This window comes from Bartonella massiliensis (assembly GCF_902150025.1).
Classification (GTDB): domain Bacteria; phylum Pseudomonadota; class Alphaproteobacteria; order Rhizobiales; family Rhizobiaceae; genus Bartonella; species Bartonella massiliensis.
Map to the genome: position 1 here is coordinate 36,575 of NZ_CABFVS010000041.1, position 19,531 is coordinate 56,105.

Annotated in this window: 18 protein-coding genes and 1 pseudogene; 6 read left to right on the forward strand and 13 right to left on the reverse strand. The window is 37.4% G+C overall.

Going from position 1 to position 19,531, the window contains the following annotated elements; all coding sequences use genetic code 11:
* Positions 1–78 precede the first annotated feature (78 nt).
* The gene (rpmH, locus tag FNZ60_RS08625; protein WP_005864709.1) at positions 79–213 is read right to left on the reverse strand and encodes a 50S ribosomal protein L34; all 135 of its coding nucleotides are present in this window, start codon (positions 211–213) and stop codon (positions 79–81) included.
* Positions 214–679: 466 nt separating this feature from the next.
* Complete coding sequence (locus tag FNZ60_RS09795) at positions 680–850, reverse strand: hypothetical protein (protein ID WP_185913556.1); 171 nt, start codon at positions 848–850, stop codon at positions 680–682.
* 1,440 nt (positions 851–2,290) lie between these two features.
* Between FNZ60_RS09795 and FNZ60_RS08635 the strand changes: the two genes are divergently transcribed.
* A complete protein-coding gene (locus FNZ60_RS08635) occupies positions 2,291–3,352 on the forward strand; it encodes an Mrp/NBP35 family ATP-binding protein (protein ID WP_142417175.1) in 1,062 nt (353 codons plus the stop codon).
* A 68-nt stretch (positions 3,353–3,420) separates the two neighbouring features.
* Here FNZ60_RS08635 and FNZ60_RS09800 read toward each other — a convergent pair whose 3' ends face one another.
* The 10 genes and pseudogenes from FNZ60_RS09800 to FNZ60_RS08675 form a co-directional block, all read right to left on the reverse strand.
* Positions 3,421–3,591, reverse strand: coding sequence for a hypothetical protein (locus FNZ60_RS09800; protein WP_185913558.1), 171 nt, complete (start codon positions 3,589–3,591; stop codon positions 3,421–3,423).
* A 1,391-nt stretch (positions 3,592–4,982) separates the two neighbouring features.
* Positions 4,983–5,765 carry a pyrroline-5-carboxylate reductase gene (locus FNZ60_RS08640; RefSeq protein WP_142417176.1) on the reverse strand — a complete coding sequence of 261 codons (783 nt, stop codon included), beginning with the start codon at positions 5,763–5,765 and terminating at the stop codon, positions 4,983–4,985.
* A gap of 77 nt (positions 5,766–5,842) precedes the next feature.
* On the reverse strand, positions 5,843–6,088 hold the full coding sequence (locus tag FNZ60_RS08645; protein WP_142417177.1) for a hypothetical protein: 246 nt from the start codon (positions 6,086–6,088) through the stop codon (positions 5,843–5,845).
* A gap of 103 nt (positions 6,089–6,191) precedes the next feature.
* On the reverse strand, positions 6,192–6,560 hold the full coding sequence (locus tag FNZ60_RS08650; RefSeq protein ID WP_185913562.1) for a YraN family protein: 369 nt from the start codon (positions 6,558–6,560) through the stop codon (positions 6,192–6,194).
* Positions 6,561–6,564: 4 nt separating this feature from the next.
* Positions 6,565–7,452 carry a 16S rRNA (cytidine(1402)-2'-O)-methyltransferase gene (gene rsmI, locus FNZ60_RS08655; RefSeq protein WP_142417179.1) on the reverse strand — a complete coding sequence of 296 codons (888 nt, stop codon included), beginning with the start codon at positions 7,450–7,452 and terminating at the stop codon, positions 6,565–6,567.
* Positions 7,453–8,225: 773 nt separating this feature from the next.
* A pseudogene (locus tag FNZ60_RS10305) lies at positions 8,226–8,733 on the reverse strand (integrase arm-type DNA-binding domain-containing protein); the annotation flags it as partial.
* Positions 8,734–9,010: 277 nt separating this feature from the next.
* A complete protein-coding gene (locus FNZ60_RS08665) occupies positions 9,011–10,660 on the reverse strand; it encodes an electron transfer flavoprotein-ubiquinone oxidoreductase (protein ID WP_142417180.1) in 1,650 nt (549 codons plus the stop codon).
* Between the two features lie 3 nt (positions 10,661–10,663).
* A complete protein-coding gene (locus tag FNZ60_RS09805) occupies positions 10,664–10,819 on the reverse strand; it encodes a hypothetical protein (RefSeq protein ID WP_185913560.1) in 156 nt (51 codons plus the stop codon).
* Between the two features lie 3 nt (positions 10,820–10,822).
* Positions 10,823–11,743: an electron transfer flavoprotein subunit alpha/FixB family protein gene (locus FNZ60_RS08670; protein WP_142417181.1), complete on the reverse strand. Its 921-nt coding sequence runs from the start codon at positions 11,741–11,743 to the stop codon at positions 10,823–10,825.
* A 48-nt stretch (positions 11,744–11,791) separates the two neighbouring features.
* Positions 11,792–12,538 (reverse strand): electron transfer flavoprotein subunit beta/FixA family protein, encoded by a 747-nt coding sequence (locus FNZ60_RS08675; RefSeq protein WP_142417182.1) that lies wholly within the window; start codon positions 12,536–12,538, stop codon positions 11,792–11,794.
* A gap of 287 nt (positions 12,539–12,825) precedes the next feature.
* Between FNZ60_RS08675 and FNZ60_RS08680 the strand changes: the two genes are divergently transcribed.
* From FNZ60_RS08680 to FNZ60_RS08695, 4 genes are all read left to right on the forward strand, one after another.
* Positions 12,826–13,050: a hypothetical protein gene (locus FNZ60_RS08680; RefSeq protein ID WP_142417183.1), complete on the forward strand. Its 225-nt coding sequence runs from the start codon at positions 12,826–12,828 to the stop codon at positions 13,048–13,050.
* A 6-nt stretch (positions 13,051–13,056) separates the two neighbouring features.
* Complete coding sequence (locus tag FNZ60_RS08685) at positions 13,057–13,941, forward strand: hypothetical protein (RefSeq protein WP_142417184.1); 885 nt, start codon at positions 13,057–13,059, stop codon at positions 13,939–13,941.
* 170 nt (positions 13,942–14,111) lie between these two features.
* A complete protein-coding gene (locus FNZ60_RS08690) occupies positions 14,112–15,038 on the forward strand; it encodes a sulfite exporter TauE/SafE family protein (RefSeq protein WP_142417185.1) in 927 nt (308 codons plus the stop codon).
* Positions 15,039–15,040: 2 nt separating this feature from the next.
* Complete coding sequence (locus FNZ60_RS08695; protein WP_142417186.1) at positions 15,041–15,850, forward strand: TIGR02186 family protein; 810 nt, start codon at positions 15,041–15,043, stop codon at positions 15,848–15,850.
* Between the two features lie 22 nt (positions 15,851–15,872).
* Here FNZ60_RS08695 and FNZ60_RS08700 read toward each other — a convergent pair whose 3' ends face one another.
* The gene (locus tag FNZ60_RS08700) at positions 15,873–16,154 is read right to left on the reverse strand and encodes a DUF6460 domain-containing protein (RefSeq protein ID WP_142417187.1); all 282 of its coding nucleotides are present in this window, start codon (positions 16,152–16,154) and stop codon (positions 15,873–15,875) included.
* 1,177 nt (positions 16,155–17,331) lie between these two features.
* On the opposite strand from FNZ60_RS08700, the gene FNZ60_RS08705 reads away from it, so the two are divergent.
* On the forward strand, positions 17,332–18,957 hold the full coding sequence (locus tag FNZ60_RS08705; RefSeq protein ID WP_142417188.1) for an ABC transporter substrate-binding protein: 1,626 nt from the start codon (positions 17,332–17,334) through the stop codon (positions 18,955–18,957).
* Positions 18,958–19,531 lie beyond the last annotated feature (574 nt).

Sequence of the window (19,531 nt, forward strand, 5' to 3'; positions counted from 1 at the left end):
AGCATTAGAAGTTCATAAAAAAAGCTTCACAACGAAGAAATGGTGAGCAATCCTTCACGGTTGTGAAAATTTCAACAGTTAAGCAGAAAGCCGCTTACGTCCACGAGCACGTCTTGCAGCAATAACTTTACGTCCTCCAGCTGTGGCCATGCGTGCACGAAACCCATGGCGACGTTTACGGACAAGTTTAGAGGGTTGGTAGGTACGTTTCATTTATTTAAATACCGCGGCGTGCGGCCCTTCTTATATTTTAAGTTTTATGAACAGTTATGCGCGAAATGAACAATTTTATCTTAATCAATACGGCTGATAATCCATAAGGAAAAATATAAAAAAAGTCAATCTTAGATTGTTTTTCTCGCTCTCTTAAAAAAATACAAATCACTTTATAATTGTTTGTGACACTTGTTTTATGGTATTTTAAAGTGGCACAAATATCATGATTGCGTATAGAGAAAATAAATGATTAAGGCGTTAAAAAATGAGAGAAAGTGTGACGAATTGTTGTAGGATCAGTTTTAAATATACTTTTTATATTCAGTGCTTTTTTCAGTTTGGCTTTTTATAAAACTTTATCAGACAATTCTTTAAAGTCGTTATTCCAAGAGGAGCATGATTTTTCATAAAAAAGCAAGCATTGTGAGAAAGCAGACGCGTTTGTTTTAGAGTTTCTAATACTTCAGATGATAAGGGTCATGAGAAATTTTATTGTCGCATCACGCTTGCCTTTCATACCCTTGAGTCCAAGAATAGTCCCTATATTCCCCTCAATCTGATCTTTACAAATATGGCGTAAAAGGTGTGTATAAATACTTATAAGGATAAGCAAACGTAAAGCTAAAGGTGTCATTGTTGTTTTTTGACAAAGCGTTTTTTTATAAAGATAACAAATTGATTTATAATAATATCGTGTTATTCAATTTGAATGAAAGTCACGAATAACGTATGATTCTCATTATTTCAAATCTGTTTATCTTGAATCAATCAAAATCACTGGCTTGGCACATTATAAACGGGAGAAGCCGGTGTGAATACAAGGCGTGTGGCGCGAGACTGTATAAGATGAGGACTAAAATGGCTTTTTATGAACCGTCTTACAAGCCCAAGGGCTGGTCCGTAACATTTTAGGACTGGGGCAAAGCCGGCACATCTTTCCAATCCATTGCTGGGAATAGTTTTATGACGTTTGTTTGCCTTAACAAGAGCTTTTGTTTTTTTGTTGCTGTAAGTCAATATTCAATTCCAGAGCAGTCGCATGTTTAAAGACAACGATTAAGACAGTTTAGTGCAGCACGAGCTGTTCTATATTTTCTATGCTAAATAGGGGAAAGAGTATTGTGTATCTTTCGTTTGGGGAATCTCTAAAACCGACAGACCATCTACTTTGGCAACCTAATTTGTCCGCCTAATTTTGGGGGAAGAATATGCCGCTTTAAAGGTGAAAAACAGTTCCCATCTTTACTGTCATTCTTTGAATTCAGTTTTATGACTTTCAAAAGCATCTAGAGTTATATCTTTTCAATAGTGGAGATTTTTGTTTCTTACATGGTCTTTTAATGGGGGCACGCCCTTTACGTAAAATAGAACACCCAAAATGGGATATAGGCCCCAATGGAATATAGATATGTTGCCAATTCCCAGGCTTGTTTTTAATAGAGACATCTCTCAAAGTGCACACTACAGCTATTTCGCGACGGCGCTTGTAAAGAATATAACGGTAAAGCCCCTGCGAATGGTATAACGATAGAGCCCCCCGTAAATAGCCATTAAGCCCACGCGTCTTTACATTTGTAAAGAAGCACGTCGGCACCATCATACACTTGTTGCCAACCGTTGAGTGCTGCAGATCATCTTTTGGGCTTGTAAGATGGTTTATGAAAAGCCATTTTTAGTCCTTATCTTATACAGTTTTGCACCACACGCCTTGTATTTACACGGGATTTCCCCGCTTATGATGTGCCAAGCCAGTGATTTTGATTGATTCAAGATAAACAGATTTGATAATGATTAGAATCATACGCTATTGACTTTCATTCAAGTTGAATAACACTAGATTATTATTATAAATCAAAGTTTTATGCGAAGAAATGTGCTTGATAAGCTTTTATAGCAGATTTTGTGTTTTAATTTCTTTATTTTAAGGGTGTTTTCTTAATTTTTAAAGAGATAAGATAGAAGTCATTTATACTTTATAGTTTCTGAGTAAAGTAGAAAATTTTAGGTGATAAACCTGTCAATATTTTTCGTTCTTATGCTTGTATTTTTAGCATTTTTGTAGAGAGGAAAGAACGTGGATCCTATTACCAGTGAGACTGTCCGCAACGTATTACGTGAGATCAAAGGACCAGATCTTGAAAGCGATATTGTATCGTTGGGGCTTCTTTCAGAAATATTGATTGCTGATGGTAAGGTTTTCTTTTCCATTACAGTTCCCGATGGACGTGTACAAGAATGGGAAACATTGCGTCGTGCTGCTGAAGAGCTGGTGTGCGCTTTGGAGGGGGTAAAATCTGTGGTTGTCACCCTTACAGCAGAAAAGACAACAAAGGCAGTGCTAAGACGCAGAACCAATCCCTTACCCGTAAAAATGCCTATAGAAGGTGTGAAGCATGTGATTGCTGTTGCTTCTGGAAAAGGAGGGGTTGGAAAATCTACGATGGCGATCAATGTCGCCTTAGCTTTACAAGATTCTGGCTTCAAAACAGGGGTGATGGATGCGGATATCTATGGACCATCTTTGCCACGTTTGACAGGGCTTGTTAATCAAAAGCCGCAGCTTATTGGAGGAAAAAAGATTCAACCTCTTGAAAAATTTGGTCTTCAATTGATGTCGATGGGATTTTTGGTGGAAGAAGAAAAGCCGGTCGTATGGCGTGGTCCTATGGTTATGGCGGCTGTAACGCAATTATTACGAGATGTTGTATGGGGGCCTTTGGATGTTTTAGTCGTGGATATGCCGCCAGGGACAGGAGATGCGCAATTAACGCTTGCGCAACAGGTACAATTAACCGGTGCGTTGGTGGTTTCTACACCGCAGGATCTTGCTTTGGTTGATGCACGTAAAGCGATAGAAATGTTTATGAAAGTCAATGTTCCTATTTTAGGACTCATTGAGAATATGAGTTATTTTATTGCTCCAGATACAGGAAAACGCTATGATATTTTTGGTCATGGTGGGGCACGGTCAGAAGCAGAGCGTCGAGAGATTCCTTTCTTAGCAGAAATACCGCTTGATGCCGCTTTACGATTTTCTTCAGATGAGGGGACCCCTATTTTTGTTGCTCAGCCTGATGGCGAGCATGCTCAACTGTATCGTACCATTGTTGATCAGATAAAAAATAAACTCTTTTGAAGGGATGTTTGTTTAAGAGCGTTTGCTAAAATACAATCATGAAAGACATAAAAATAGTTGTTTTTTTGCTAGGGGATAAGGGAAGCTTTAATGGTCGAGTGGCGTATAAAGAAATAGCTCTCAAGGCGTGTCACACCCATTTTGTGACGCTTTTCGTGAATGGTTTGACGATAATCGATTGAGCCTTCCATCTTTACGCTTATGGAGTAATAAGCCGGTATGATCACACACTTGATCATATATTTATGCCAGCCTTTGAGTGTTGTGAACCAACCCTTGGGGTTTGTTAAGACGATTCATGAAAAGGCATTTTTAGTTCTTATCTTATACAGTTTCCTCCATATGCTCCCTTATCTTCGTGCAAGCCAAGGATATTGATTGATTGGCGATAAACAGATTTGAAATGAGAAAATATTACAATGTTGAGGTCTCTCATTCAACATGCAAAAAGTGAATAACCTTTATTAAATCAGTATCTTGTATATCGCTTAAAACAAAAAATGCATTATGTATTGAGGGAACTTGAATAGGAAGAAAACGGAGCACTAAAGCTTTGAGGTAGAAAAAATATTGGCATTGAGGCTAAAAGAAGAACACAGAATATAAAAAATAATTTGAGAAAAACTGTAAAAAATATTTTAAAAATCAATGGATTTATAAAACGGTCTCTTACTTTTCGTGTAAATAAAGTATTTTTCGATACATGTTTGCTCAATATAAATCTCAAAATTACAAAGTTTGTTTTAGAAGATAGAAAAATAAAATATTTTGGTGAAATATATTTGACTGAGAGCGCGTGATGTTTTTTATCACTCAATCAAGGTGGATTTGGAATATGTGGATTTAATAAAATCACTTTTGAAAAGATAATGTATTCTCTAAGGATTTTTAGTGCTTTTGATGATCAAGACATCTAAGGCTCTGTTATTATTCCCTTATGTTGATCTTTTGCATTCTGTTGTCAAAATATGCTTTTTACAAAATAACAAAACTCTCAAGGATACATTGATATTTCTTATGTAATAAATTGTTTTAAAAGATAATATCTTTTAAGCTGTGTCATTTATTTCACGCTCGTGCCTGTAAATAATATAGCATAAAAATTCTTGTGAAATGTATAGATCTCATAGTATTTTTATTTAAAATAAAAGGTATATGCCATGAGCCACTATGCGTTATGTACTTTCCTCTCGCAAAGCTTTTCTCTACTTTCCTCTATTTTGTATAAAGAAGCCACTTTACGCTCTTTTTCAATGATTTTATTGCAATGTTGTTTTCTTTTTTGATAGACAAACAACCGTTTTTTATTTCACGATAAAAAAATTTAAGAGAAATGGGAAAAGATTTTGTCAGTATTCTCATTTTATATGTTAAAGAATTTATATATTAAAGGGTGAATGATCTTCCTATAAGCAATTTTGTGCGATAAAAATATTGTGAAGCTTAATCGGAGGATTTACCTCTATCCATTTAAGTTAAAGGGGTAGGATAGGGGGGAGACGCTCATTTGTCTTGCTCTTCAAAAGATCTATAGCAGACAATTTTATCAATTCATGCTCACAAAAAGCTCAATTAAAAGATCCATAACGCTTTCTTCATTGAGATGAGAAAAGATATTGGTCAAGTCTTTTTAAGGAGCATTCATTTTTTGTAAAGTCGCTTCAAGAGCCGCTGTTAAAGCATTCCTTCCCCCTTGATGAGAAAAATAATTGGATAAAAACTCATTTGTCCCCCCCTTTGTTGAAAATTCTTTTTCAAGCTCTGCAAAATTAAGAGCGGTAGAACGATCTGTTGCGATAATTTTACGCATTTCATCCGTAAGATTTCCAAACATCATGGTAAGGAACTCTGCTGATTGCTGCTTTTTTAACCCTTGTGTTATAAACCATTGATGGGCTGTTTCTATAAAATTAAAATATACGCCCATAAGAGAACCCGCTGTCATAAAAAGATTAAATTGTTCTTCTTTATCGAGCACCAATGTTCCCCCCAAGGCATCAAATAAAGTGCGTAAAAAGGGGTGATCGGGATAAATGGGGGTTAAATTTTTGCACTCTGCAACAAAAGGTAACGGAACAGCACGATAAACTTTATGGTTGATCCACGCTTCCACTTCTGCGGCTTTTGCCATAGCAAGAACGGAAATAACCTGTTGTTCTGGACGAAAACGAAGAGAACGCAAAACGCTTTCTGCAATTTGGTTGGGTAAACAAAGGAAAACACAATCACTCATATCGAGCAATGCTTGGTTATTTTTAGCAATCATCACTTTACCATAAGTGCGTGAAAGACGCTCTGCTGTTTGTGCATTGCGCGGTGAAACAATAATGGAAGAAACATTAAAGGCGCTTTTCATCAGTCCATCGACCATTGAAGCGCTGATTGTGCCTGTTCCCAAAAAGCCAAGTCTCATTTTTATTCCTTAGTTTTGTTTTTTTATTCTTCAGTTTTACCTTTTAAAAGGAAGCCCCATCAACATCTTTAAGTGTTTTAACTAACATACATGCTAATTGAGGAAGCAACAAAGAGTATAGAAAGAATAATCAACCCCAAATAGATTTTGGGCTTGTCAAACAGAATGGCAAAAGCAGAAAACCAACCCACAACAGCGGCGGCTAAGGCAAATAAAAAACCTGGTTTATTCATCAGTACAATATGCATTGCCATTAAACCACCAATAATTAGCGCTCCAAAAACAATGAGTAAACCTGTTGCAAACTTTTCATAATCATCCATATTTTGCTCCTTATAGCGCTCAAACGCTTACACACTTTTTAACGCATATGCACATAAAGGAGAAATGTTTTTTATTGAGCATGGTTAAAACGGGTACCTCCTCTTAGTGATCCGATGTAAAAAATGCAGGGATATGTTGTGGCCAACGCCAAGGTAAAATGGCAATCAAATCAAAGCGTACAGACAAAAGAGCATAATCTTTTTGTCGTGCAAGCCAAATATCAGCGGCGGCCTCAATTCGTCTTTCATTGGTTCGAGAAACCGCTTCCATTGCTTCCATCAACGTTGAACGTGCTTTAACTTCAACAATTAACACAAGATTTCCACGTCGTGCAATTAAATCAATTTCCCCACACTTTGTTTTAAAACGCATTTCCGCAATGTGAAATCCTTTGAAACGTAACCACCACGCGGCTAGTTTTTCTGCACGAACCCCTCGATAAAAAGACTTTTGTCTCTGTTTTTTTTGTATCGTCTTACGCATTTTTTAAAAAAATCAACCGCTGAAAGAGTTTCTGCTTTTTAACTCCAGTCTTTTTAGCAACCAAAGCTGCTGCTTGAGCAGCAGAATGTGTTTGTGCATGTTCTAATAACATTTCATCAACTTCTTGATCACTGATCACATTTAAAGCAGAAGAAGCTTCTCCAACAAGCACAACAATTTCCCCACGAATCTGTGTCTGTTTTTTATAATTTTCCAACAAATCCCCTAAATTGGAAACATTAATGGTTTCAAACTTTTTTGTTAATTCACGACAAATTGCGGCTGGTTGCTCTGCTGAAAAAACAGTGACCATATCCTGTAAAGTTTCAACAAGACGATGTGGTGATTCATAAAAAATCAAAGTTGCTGGAATGTTTTTTAATTGTTCCAGTCGTTTTTGACGCTGTGTTTTGCGTGCATTCAAAAAACCAGCAAAGAAAAAGCTATCGGTTGGAAGTCCTGTCGGTATTAGAGCCGCTAAAAGAGCTGAGGCTCCAGGGATTGGAACAATTTTATGCCCCGCTGTACGGGCTTCTTCCACCAATCGAAATCCAGGATCAGAAATAAGTGGTGTTCCTGCATCAGAAACAAGCGCTACCGTTTTGTTTTCCGCTAAAGCTGCTAAGAGTTTCGGACCTGCTTTTTGCGCGTTATATTCATGATAAAGGAAAGTTTTTTTCTCAATACCGTAACGTTCCAATAAAATACGCGTTACTCGTGTATCTTCACATGCTAAAATGTCAACGCTTGCCAGCACTTGCAAAGCGCGAAGTGTAATATCGGCAAGATTTCCAATGGGCGTTGCCACAAGATAAAGCCCTGGTTCTATGATGGGTGCACAATAAGCATGCGCACCTATAAAATATGCGTTTTCACACATGCTCTTGTCTCTTCATCAAACTGCCCTTACTACAAGATCTTATCAAGATTTGTATCCATATCGATAAGTTATTTTTGCCTATTTTTTACCAGCACATCTTTATCCTGACAATGGTTTAACAACAGCGGCTTAACAATGGCTTATTTGTTCGGGTTTAACTTGCTTGAATAATCGGTTATTTCACAAGGAGATCCCTTTACTCTCATATTTAAATTTTCATCTCACATTATCATTTATTTTGGTCATCATTATCTTATTTTTAGTAAAATAAACTTCAGCTATCAACATCCTATCAGTTCGATCATTTTTTACAAAGTCTTCCTGTCGAGAAGCAAAAAACAATTTTATCTATGCTACCCTCTCACGTTTGGTTGGGCTCTTTTAAAGGCTTAAGCTTTCTGGATTATTTTCATAACGGCTCTTTTTCAAAAGCTTCATTAATATTTTTTCTGAGCAAGTATAAACAGACCTTTTTGAAATATAAATAGCTAACTTACAGCTCTCTTTATCGTTATTGATTAAACATAAGTCCTTATCAGAAAAATATTTTGTTATATTCTCTATATCCTTAACAATATCAGGTTTATCTTAGAAACTTTTAAGGTTCATTTTTATCTTAATAATTTGATTTATAATAGAAAACTTATCACTTTTTATCTTGAGTAAAAGCTTTTAACTTATCACACTTTACCCCTCTTACAAAAAGTTGGGCTATCTCTTAATAGTCGGTATGTTTTACGTTTTATGGTGTTGTTTGCCTTATAGAGAGCCTATGCTTTTTCGGTTGCTGGTAAATCAACATCTACACTTAAGGTCGCCGCATATTTTGCGACAAAGATTTAAGACACATCAATGCCATTCAAGCTGTTCCAGCTTTTTTATGCCAGATGGGGCAAGGGGATAGCGTATCTTTTGTTGGTGTAATCTCTGAAATCGGCAGACAGTTTAATTTAGGGAGGATATGAAGTTTTAAAGGCGCAAACCAATTACTAGCCTTACCATCTTATTCACTTCAGCTTTGCGACTTTCAAAAGTCTCTCAAGCAATATCTTTTAAATCATGCAGATTGCCTCACGCTTTTGTTTATTGCGTGTCTAATGGGGGGCACAACCTTTACGAAGAATAGAACGCCATTGGTGTGCAGTTTCACGGGCTTGTTTTAAAGAAACATCTCTTAAAGAACGTCACACCCATTTTACGACGGCGCCCATGAAGAGTATAACGTTAAAGCCATTAAGCAGTCCCATCTTTATGCTTATGAAGAAGCAAGCCGGTATTATCACACATTTGAGATCTGCTTCCGATTTTGTGACAGTTCTTAGCACGTCAGACGATTCATGAAGAGGCATTTTTATTGTACAGTTTTTATCCATACGGGCTTTCCTACTTGTAACGTGCAAACAAAATGAATTTGATTAATTCAACATGAGAGAGAATTGAGTTGATTAGAATCTTCCAGTATTCAAGGTTCTCATTGACGTTGAATTATTCTATATCATCATTATAAATCAATATATTGATATTTTAAGAGAATAAACAATAATGAGTTATTGGGGGATTACATATTGGGATAGAAGGGGCCCTCATTGCCTTGCGGACAGAGCCAAGTGATATTTTGGTTTGGATCTTTGATGTCGCATGTTTTGCAATGTATGCAATTTGAAGCGTTAATTATATACGTTAGATGATCATCATGTTCTAGCCATTCGTAAACAGCGGCAGGGCAATAGCGTGTGGAAGGTCCTCCATAGATTGCATATTCGGAGTCCTTTTGTTTTTCTAATGAGTTTATTTTTAAATGACAAGGTTGATTTTCTTCATGGTGCGTATTGGAAAGGGCAACACTTGTCAGGCGGTCAAAAGTTATCACACTATCGGGTTTTGGGTAAGCAATGGGTTGAAATTTTTCTGCGGGTTCAAGACAGGCGTAATCTTCCTTGTCATGGGAGAGTGTTTTAAATAAGGAAAATCCGAACAGTTGCTGCCACCACATATCAAAACCGGCAAGTTTAAACCCATATTTTGTCCAGAGTGGTTTGGCATTTCGCACTTGATAAAGATCTTTGCCAATGGGGCCTTTTCGCCATTGTTCTTCGATTTCTTTGACCTCATCATGGGCGCGTCCTTGCGCAAGAGCGGTCGCAATTTTGTCGGCCGCTAATATGCCCGATAAGATGGCATTGTGTGATCCTTTGATACGAGGAACATTGACAAAGCCAGCAGAGCAACCAATAAGTGCGCCACCAGGAAAGGTGAGTTTTGGTACAGATTGCCAGCCTCCTTCACTGATAACACGTGCCCCATAAGAAAGACATTTTGCACCTTTGAAGATTTCATAGATTTGTGGATGTGTTTTAAAGCGCTGAAATTCTTCAAAAGGAGAAAGATAAGGATTTTTATAATCTAAGTGCACAACAAAACCAACAGAAATGATATTGTTTTCTTGGTGATAAAGAAAACCACCACCGCCGGTATTTTTGTCTAAGGGCCAGCCAGTGAAATGTTGAACTAAGCCGCGTTGGTGTTTTTGGGGATCAATTTTCCAGAGTTCTTTGAGACCAAGTCCAAATTTTTGGGGATCACGATTTTTGTTCAAGTTAAAATGTTGTATCAGTTGTTTTGCAATGGAGCCGCGTGCGCCTTCCGCAATCAGAGTATATTTTGCCAATAACGCCATACCAGGCATATAATTTTTTCCAGGGCTTCCATCTTTGTTAAGCCCCATATCACCGGTGAGAACACCAATGATAGCGCCGTCCTCGTTTTGGATGGTTTGTGTTGCGGCAAACCCTGGATAGATTTCAACACCCAACGCTTCGGCTTTTTTGCTGAGCCAGCGGCAAACATTGCCAAGCGAAACGATATAACACCCGTCATTGGATAAGATTTTAGGATGTAAGATATGGGGCAATCGTGTTGCTTTTTGAGGCTTTAGAAAAAAAAATTGGTCACGGGTCACAGGGGTTGTGAAAGGATGGTCGTGGTCCTTTCGCCATTCTGGTAAGAGTGTATCGATCCCAATGGGATCAATAACGGCGCCAGAGATAATATGCGCCCCGACTTCGGTTCCTTTTTCAACAATGGTAACAGAAAGCTCAGGATTAATTTGTTTCAGGCGAATTGCAGCAGAAAGTCCTGCCGGTCCTGCTCCGACAATGACGATGTCAAACTCCATACTTTCACGCTGATCATGCAGAGGTGCTTTCATAGTTTATAAAGCTTTCTCCAATTCTGGAACGGTTTGGTGTGGATTGACCACAAGAGGTAAAGCAACAATGTGCATAGCAAAAAATTTTATTGGTTTTTCTTCAACAACAATTTTGCTAAATATCGTCTTTTCGTGTTGAAGAGGCTGAGGAGCATGCATGGCTTATAAAGCTTTCTCGAATTCTGGAATAATTTGGTGGAGATCTCCAACAAGGGTGTAATCAGCGATTTGCATGATAGGTGCTTCTTCATCTTTATTAATGGCAACAATAATTTGTGCATCCATTATACCGGCTAAATGCTGGATTGCACCGGAAATGCCAACGGCGATATAGAGTTTGGGGGCAACGACTTTTCCTGTTTGTCCAATTTGCCAATCGTTAGGAGCATAGCCTGCATCAACCGCTGCGCGGCTGGCTCCTAAAGCGGCTTCTAATTTTTTTGCAAGGGGAAGAAGAAGCGCCATAAATTGTTCTTGGGAACCAAGACCACGTCCACCTGAGATAATAACACGTGCAGAGGTAAGGTCTGGGCGATCACTTTTATGCGTTTCTGCTTTGACGAAAGAAGAAAGATTAGGATTGGGCGCTGGTGTTATTGTTTTAATGGGGGCTGCCTTATTTTGGGAAGGCGTTGGTGTGAAAGAGGCGGTGCGAATGGTTATAATCTTTTTGTGATCATTACTGCGGACTGTTTCAAGTGCATTGCCTGCATAAATGGGGCGTTTGAAGGTATCGGGTGAAAGAACGGCGGTAATATCTGAAATTTGCATAAGATCAAGAAGAGCAGCTACGCGTGGCATCACATTTTTTCCAGTTGTGCTGGAGGCTGCCATGATCACATCATACTCATTGGCTAATTTGATGATTGTATCTGCCATCGGTTCGGCGAGTTGATAGGCTAAATAATCAGCCTCAGCCATAAGAACTTGCCGCACACCATCAAGTTTAGCACTGTTTTCGGCTATTGTTTGAATGTTTTCTCCGCAAACCAAAATATCGATATCGTTACCGATTGCACGCGCAGCGGTGAGCGCTTTTGCGGTTTCTTGTGTATTATGATCGGCCAATAAAAGAATTGCCATAAGTTTTTTTCCCTTTATATGTGCGTATTGCTTTGACTCTAGAAAATATTAAATGCAGTCTTTTTGTTTTAGGGCACTGATAAGCTCTGCGACATTCGCCACTTTAATCCCAGATTGACGTGGTTTGGGCTCTTCAATACTTAAAATTGTCAAGCGTGCTTTCGTATCGATATCAAAATTAGCAAGTGCTTTTTGTTCAATGATTTTCTTTTTTGCTTTCATGATATTGGGAAGAGAGGTATAACGCGGTTCATTGAGCCGTAAATCGGTGGTCATAACCATGGGAAGGGGAAGACAAAGGGTTTGTGTTCCATTGTCGACCTCACGCGTAACGATAGCCTGCCCATTTTCTATGTTAAGATGTGAGGCAAAAGTTGCCTGCCCCCAACCAAGAAGAGCGGCGAGCATTTGTCCCGTTTGGTTGCTATCGTCATCAATCGCTTGCTTTCCTAAAAAGACCATATCGGGTTTTTCTTCATCAACAATGGCTTTGAGAACCTTAGCAATGCTTAAAGGTTCAAGTGTTTGATCTGTTGTGACAAGAAGGGCGCGATCAGCCCCCATTGCAAGCCCTGTTCGTAAAGTTTCTTGGGCGGCTTCCGGTCCAATTGAAACAAGAACAATTTCTGAAATTTTACCAGATTCTTTCTGGCGAATGGCCTCCTCTACGGCTATTTCGTCAAAAGGATTCATAGACATTTTTACATGAGACAGATCAACATCAGTGCTATCGGGTTTGACGCGTATCTTGATATTGTAATCAACAACACGTTTGACAGCGACAATTATCTTCATAATGATCCTCTTTGTTTATATGATCACAAGTTTATAGCAAGACTTACAAGAAACCAAATTGTTTAGAATAAAGTTTCATTTATAACTTGTATTCTCTTTGAATTTAAACCTTTTTTGATGTTTACTTGTACTTTCTTGTCATCATTTTCAATCTTCATTTCTTTTGCATGGTCATAATTGCCTTATTTGCTTGAATAAAAGGTAAAAAAAATCAATCTGTTTTGTGAGAATATTGTTTTTTAGTTTTATAGGCTTTTTTTATGATGATGCGATAGGGACTTTATGCCATGAAAAATTTAAGTAAAAAAAATAAAAGTAGGGGAAATGACTATGCTCTTCAAATCTTGAGAGTAGGGGAAATATTTTTTCTTTTAAATATTTTGGATAATGATTGGGGGAAAATATTTTTAATAAAAAAGTTTTTGGGAACTCTTAAAGCTCTATTTACTAAAATAGAGCATACTTTCTTATCATTTCTTGTGTTTTTTTTCAAAAAGGTTAATGAGGGGTAGGCGTTTGTGAATACGAAGGGTCATCCGGTCGACCAAGCAACCAATCAGGTTCAAAGTCATCAGTTTTCTTCTTTTATTGAGCAAAAGGAGAGAATAGATACACCTGTAGAAGTAACAATGTCGGATATTGCTCAAAAATTACGCACGGTTTATGCACAAATGCAAATGAAACCTTCGTCTCGTCCTTTGAAGCAACAGAGCTTTGCCGAAGAACATTTTAAATCTTATTTAGATGATATTAGTCGGGCCATTTTAGCTGAATATTATATCCGTCGGCAAAGGGAAAAAAAGCTTTTTGAGTCTTTAGAACAGATTAAAATACTTGTTCAAAATTTGCAGCGTGAAAAAAAAATCCTAGAAGAAGCAACGGTAACACGACAGGTGTCTCGTTCCAAATTGTCTGATTCTGTTGTGCAAAAACTTGCTCATATGGAATGTGAAGGAGATCAAGAACGCTTACGGCTTTACAAGGGACAAAACTTTTCCAAACAAAATAGTATAGCACCACTCCAGACAAATGTTGAAAATGGGTTACAGCAAGAAAATAAAAGCTCTGTGTCCAGTAATGTCCTTTCACCAAGGGATGCGCTTTTGCCAGGGAATGTTTTAAAGCCTGCTTTTAAACAGGGGGAGAAAACAGTTAAACAGGGTGAGAAAACGGTGGAGCGTGCTGTGATAGAAGAAAAGGGGAACGGTGTTCAGACCTCTAATCATCGCATTGAGAATGACTTTTCTTCTGTTTTTAAAGCGCGGTCTTACAAACGTGTATCGTTTTTGTCTCATTTTCTAAAAAAAAGTATTCTTTGTTTTTTTACCATTGCATTTGTGGGCGCGATAACGGTATGTTTTTATAGCTTTTTAAAAGGAGTTCGTTTTTTTAATTTTTTATGATGTTGATGTTAATAGATGTGAAATGTATTGCGCATTCGTGATTGTGCGAAAACTATACCCGTTAAAATTATCCTTTTAAACACGCAACAGAGATTATTGGACAAGAGGGATCGTTGGAGGGAAAATCTCCAGCTGTTAAAAAGCCTCAAATTATCTTGAAGGTTCTATCCGTGAGTATTTACTTACCCATTGCTGAAATGTCACTCAATATGCTGATCTTGATTGGTATGGGAGTTGTTGCTGGTTTTTTTTCAGGTCTTTTTGGTATTGGTGGTGGTTTTCTCATCACGCCGTTATTAATTTTTTATAATATTCCCCCTGCTATTGCTGTTGGAACAGGGGCTAACCAGATGATTGCATCATCGGTAACAGGGGCGATTACACATTTTAGAAGACGGACGCTTGATATCAAACTTGGTATTCTTTTGGCACTTGGAGGAGGGGCTGGTTCATTAATCGGAATTCAGATTTTTTCTGTTTTGAAAAAGTTAGGTCAATTAGATCTGATGATTTCGCTTCTTTATGTGATTCTTCTTGGAAGTGTTGGAAGCTTGATGATTATTGAGAGTTGGTACGATATGATGCGCAAGCGTAGATTAGGAAAAACCAATGTTCGTCTTGCAGGTCGACAGAGACATAACTGGATTCATCGCTTACCGTTAAAAATGCGTTTCCGGACATCTATGATCTATGTCAGCATTATTCCTGTGTTAGGGATTGGTCTTATCGTGGGGTTATTGTCTTCTATTATGGGAATTGGTGGGGGTTTTTTTATGATACCAGCATTAATTTACCTTCTGCGTGTTCCAACCAGTGTGGTGATTGGAACTTCACTTTTTCAGATTACATTTGTATCTTCCTTTACGACAATTTTACAAAGTATAACTCATCAGTCCGTTGATATTGTTTTGGCTTTTTTATTAATGCTTGGAGGAAGTATTGGGGCGCAATATGGAACACGGGCTGGACGGAAGTTAAAAGCTGAACAATTGCGTATGGCATTGGCATTTTTGGTGTTGGTTGTGTGTATGCGTCTTGCTTTTCAGTTATTTGTACGCCCAGATAATCTTTTCTCTCTGGATATTTTGATGAGATGAAAATGGGTCGATTATTATCTTTATGCATCATGGCAGGTTGCTTTTGTTTTGTTTCTTTTCCTACATGGTCACATTTGGGGACGACAGCGACATTCGTTGATAAGGTTGATCATGAAACTGTCCAAATTATCGTAACAACGAATACGATTACGGTGGATGCAAATTTTGCTGGTCGCGATCTTTATATTGCGGGTGTTTTAGAAAATATTGATCCCTTATATTCTCGACAAAACCGTTATGATGTTGTTGTAAGCTTAGAGGGACAAGGGCGGACAATGGTGATGCGGGAAAAAAAACGCAATGCCGGTGTATGGGTTAATACAGATTCCCTTATTTTTAAAAAGGTTCCTCTTTTTTATTCTATGGTTACAACACGTGAAATTGATGAAATTACAAGCATTGAAAATTATAAACGCTTGGGATTAGGGTTGCCTTATTTGTCCTTGCAGACAAATGAAAAAGATCAGAAAAAAATACAAACTTTTCGTGATGAGCTTGTGAAACTGCAAAAAGCTAAAAGTCTTTACTATGAAGAAGTAGGCGGTGTTCGTTTTGGTTCTGACACACTTTTTACAGCACATTTTCGCTTGCCAGCCAATATCCCTGTTGGACATTATAAGGTTCGTGCTTATCTCTTTCGTGATGAACAGTTTATTGATAGTGCAACAACAACGCTTGAAATTGTTAAAGCACATATCGCTTATACAATTTTTTATGCTGCACACAAGTATCGTTTTCTCTATGGTGTTATTGCGGTGATTATTGCTATTACCACCGGATTTTTATGTCGTTTTATTTTTCGAAAAGATTAGTCAAAAAAAATGTTTAAAGCGCTTATTTTCTATGAAGAATGCGCAAGACAAGAAAAATAGGTACAACAATAATGGCGCCCATTATGGTTATATGGAAGAGGTTTGTAAGTGTTATAAATCCTGTTTCCCATAGAGATTGAAAAAAATCGACTATTTTTTTTATGAGACTTCGAGGCGTCCATCCCAAAAAATTCATTACGATACCAATGGAAAATGAAAGGATGAGCAATTTTAGACTGACACGGCTGAATGTTCCTCCAATAAACGTATGAAAAGAAGCTGACAATTTTTTCTTTCGGTTCATTTTAATATACTTTCAAATATTTTATTTTTTTGTCGTATCATTATAGTATAGTGATGTCCTTATCATAAATAATGAGAAGAAATTTTTATTTTTTGCGTTTATTTATTCGTATTAGTGTAATATTAGTCATAATATTTTGAAATATTTTCGTATTTTGTTGCATTTTTTGCTAAATTTTCATTGTATTTCTTTTATTAGATATTGTGCTTATTTTATTAGATTGAGTGATATACTTTTCTTTATAAGAATTTGTAGAGCACATTTATAGTATTTCAATATTTCGCATTACAGTGAGTGTTCTCGTATGTTAAAAATTTTTTAACGGACTTAATTATTGTTCTGTGTATAAAAGTAATGTTTTAAGACAGTTTACTAAAAAAAAGACTATCTATTCTGATAGGGGTATGTTTATATAGATATTATATTTTGATATTTCAACCTTAGTTCATTGAAAATATATTTTTTGTTCAGAAATATAAGCAATGAATAAGGGATTGAGTGCTGCTAAAGGGACAAAGGTATTTAAAGCGATGTTGAAAAAAGTTTTGTTTTGTATGGGCGCTTAAGGAAATGTCAGGGAACCTATGCTTCTTTTTATTTTGAAATAAGATATAATTTATATTTTGGAATAAGCTAATAATTAAAGGCTGTTATTTTACGAGCATGATAAGAAAATTCAAAGTTCTTCTTGTAGAAGAGGGTGAGGTGCTTGATGCTGAAAAATGGGTGAATTTTCCTATCCTATTGAAAGATCAAAATATTAAGTCTTCTTGTTTATGAAAGTACTTAAGTCAACAGGGGACGTGCTTTGATAACATAAAAAACGCTAGAAATAAAAAATGCGAAAAGTAGAGAAGAAACGTTAGAAGAAAAAAGAGACAAGCTCGCTCAACAAGAGCGAGAAGAAGTTTTGGTTGTGTCGTCATTTAAGAGTAGGCGTTTGTTTTATCATCAATATATTTTGTTATCGGTTATATCATTTATCGTATATCAGAGTGTTTTTCGGTGTATATTTTAGTTTGGCTCATATGGGGGTAGGAGGTGTGGTTGGTAAGTGGTATTGCTTAAAAGTGTTAATCGTTTGTCTCTTAGAGCCTATGGTTCGCCTAGCACTATTATTTTACACGTTTTGGTTTGCGTGGGGAATTTATACAATAAACGTTAAAAGGAAAAATCTATGAACTTGAAAAGAAAAATATTGAAAAGTGGCGGTTCTCTTGTTTCTGCTCTTGTGGCACTTGGAGTGGTTACACAACAGATTGAAGCGAAAACACCTGCTGATACGCTTGTAATGGCTTGGAATCTTGATGCGGTCAGTACGTTTGATCCTGCGCAACTTAACGATGTTTATGGAAGTGAAATTGTTCGCAATGTTTGTGATAACCTCGTTAGTACGGCGACAGATAATCCTGCTAAAATGGTACCGGCATTAGCTACACATTGGGATGTTTCTGGGGATGATCACAGCACGGTAATTACTTTTCATTTGCGTGATGGTTTGATGTTTAATGATGGACGGCCTGCCAACGCCAATGATCTTGTTTGGAGTATGAAACGGATTGTTAAATTAAAGATGGCCAATGCAGCTATTTTTAATGAATATGGAATTGTAGAAAAAAATGTTGATGAGGCGCTGCAAGCCCCGGATGAGAAAACGGTGGTCATGAAGTTTGAGAAACCTTATCCAGCAGAGCTTATTCTTAATAATATTGTGGCAAGTCCTGCAACTGCTTTGCTTGATCGTAAGACGATTATGAAGCATGAAAAAAATGGTGATCTGGGCAATCATTATTTGAAGGGGCATGCTGCTTGTGTTGGTCCTTATCAGTTAAAAAGTTGGCGTCCTGGAGAAGCTCTTTTGTTGCGTGCCAGTTCCCATTATTGGGGAGAGGCACCGAAGCTGAAGCAGATTCTCATTCGTCATGTTGCAGAGCCTGGAACACAACGTTTGTTGTTGCAAAAGCACGATATTGATGTTGCGCGTAATTTAACCCCTGAAGATCTTGCAGACTTGAAAAAAACAACAGATGTTAAAGTTGAAGAAGTCTTAGAGCCATCTATGATGTACTGGGGATTTAATATGACAAATCCCATTTTTGCGAAGGAAAAAGTACGTTTGGCCATGCACTATCTTATCGACTATGAAGGTCTTGGCAAGAAACTTCTCAAAGGGATTGGTATTCCACGGTCAAGTTTTATTCCGCTTGGCAATTTTGGAGCTTTAGATGAAAAAGAAGGGCAACCCTTTAAACTTGATATTCAAAAAGCCAAAAAACTTTTAGCAGAGGCGGGGTATCCGAATGGATTTGAAGCCAATTTTCTTATCTCTAATACCCCTTATACTTTGTTGCTTGCGCAATCGATCCAAGATAGTGCTGCGCAGGCAGGGGTGCGTCTTAAAATTGAACGTGTGGCAGGGACACAGTTGTTTTCAAAGGTAAATGCACGGGCTTTTGATACGACTTTTATCGGATGGAATAATGATTCTGCGGATCCCCATACCATGGCTTCACGTCTTGTTTATAATCCGGATAATCGGTTTGAGGCCAAAAATACAGCCTATCCTAGTTGGCAGCATGGGTATTTTGATGAAGCTATGAATCAAAAAGTTGAAGAGGCGTTGTTTCAAAAAGATCCGCAAAAGCGGGCGCAGCTTTACGCAGATTTACAACGTGAGCTGATGCAAAAAGGACCTTATGCGTTTATTTATCAGAGATATGGTGTTGTGGCGATGACGCCGGATGTCAAAAAGTGGGTTTGGAATAGTGCACCCCATATTTTTTATAGTAAAATTGAAAAATAAGTGTGTCTATAATGCTGTCAGATACATAAAAAGCTTGTCATGATCTATTCGGCGTTTTGCATCAGTTTTCGAGCCTTGCAAGACGTCGAAGATTATAAATAATTCGTATTGTTAAATATTTTTGACATAACTCATTGAAAAGCGGTGTTTTATTCTCACGAAAGATGTATTTGCTTGGATGTTAAGATTGAACATAATTTTTGATTTTTGCAGTGAAAAGGGATCAATTTATTGGCTGAAAAAATCAGTGCAACATGTGTCGCATAATTTAGTCGTGCTGAAGGCGCAAAGACTTTGCAATATGGAAAAAAGTTTTGTGTATACGAGAAAATATTGTTTTTTATGGAGCCTATATTTCCTTTTGCTTCTAAAAGGTGATGAGATACGAATGGAAGATATGTTGTGTTTCAGGGAGGGGGAAAAATTCAATTTTTCTTTTGAGAGAAAGAATAAAAGTTGTTGCACTTGGCAAATTGCCGAATTTTCCTGTGTTATCAAAACGTCAAATTATTTATAATGAAGGCTTTTGAGCCAACGGGAGTGCTTTAATGATATTAAAGAATGCTAGAAGAAA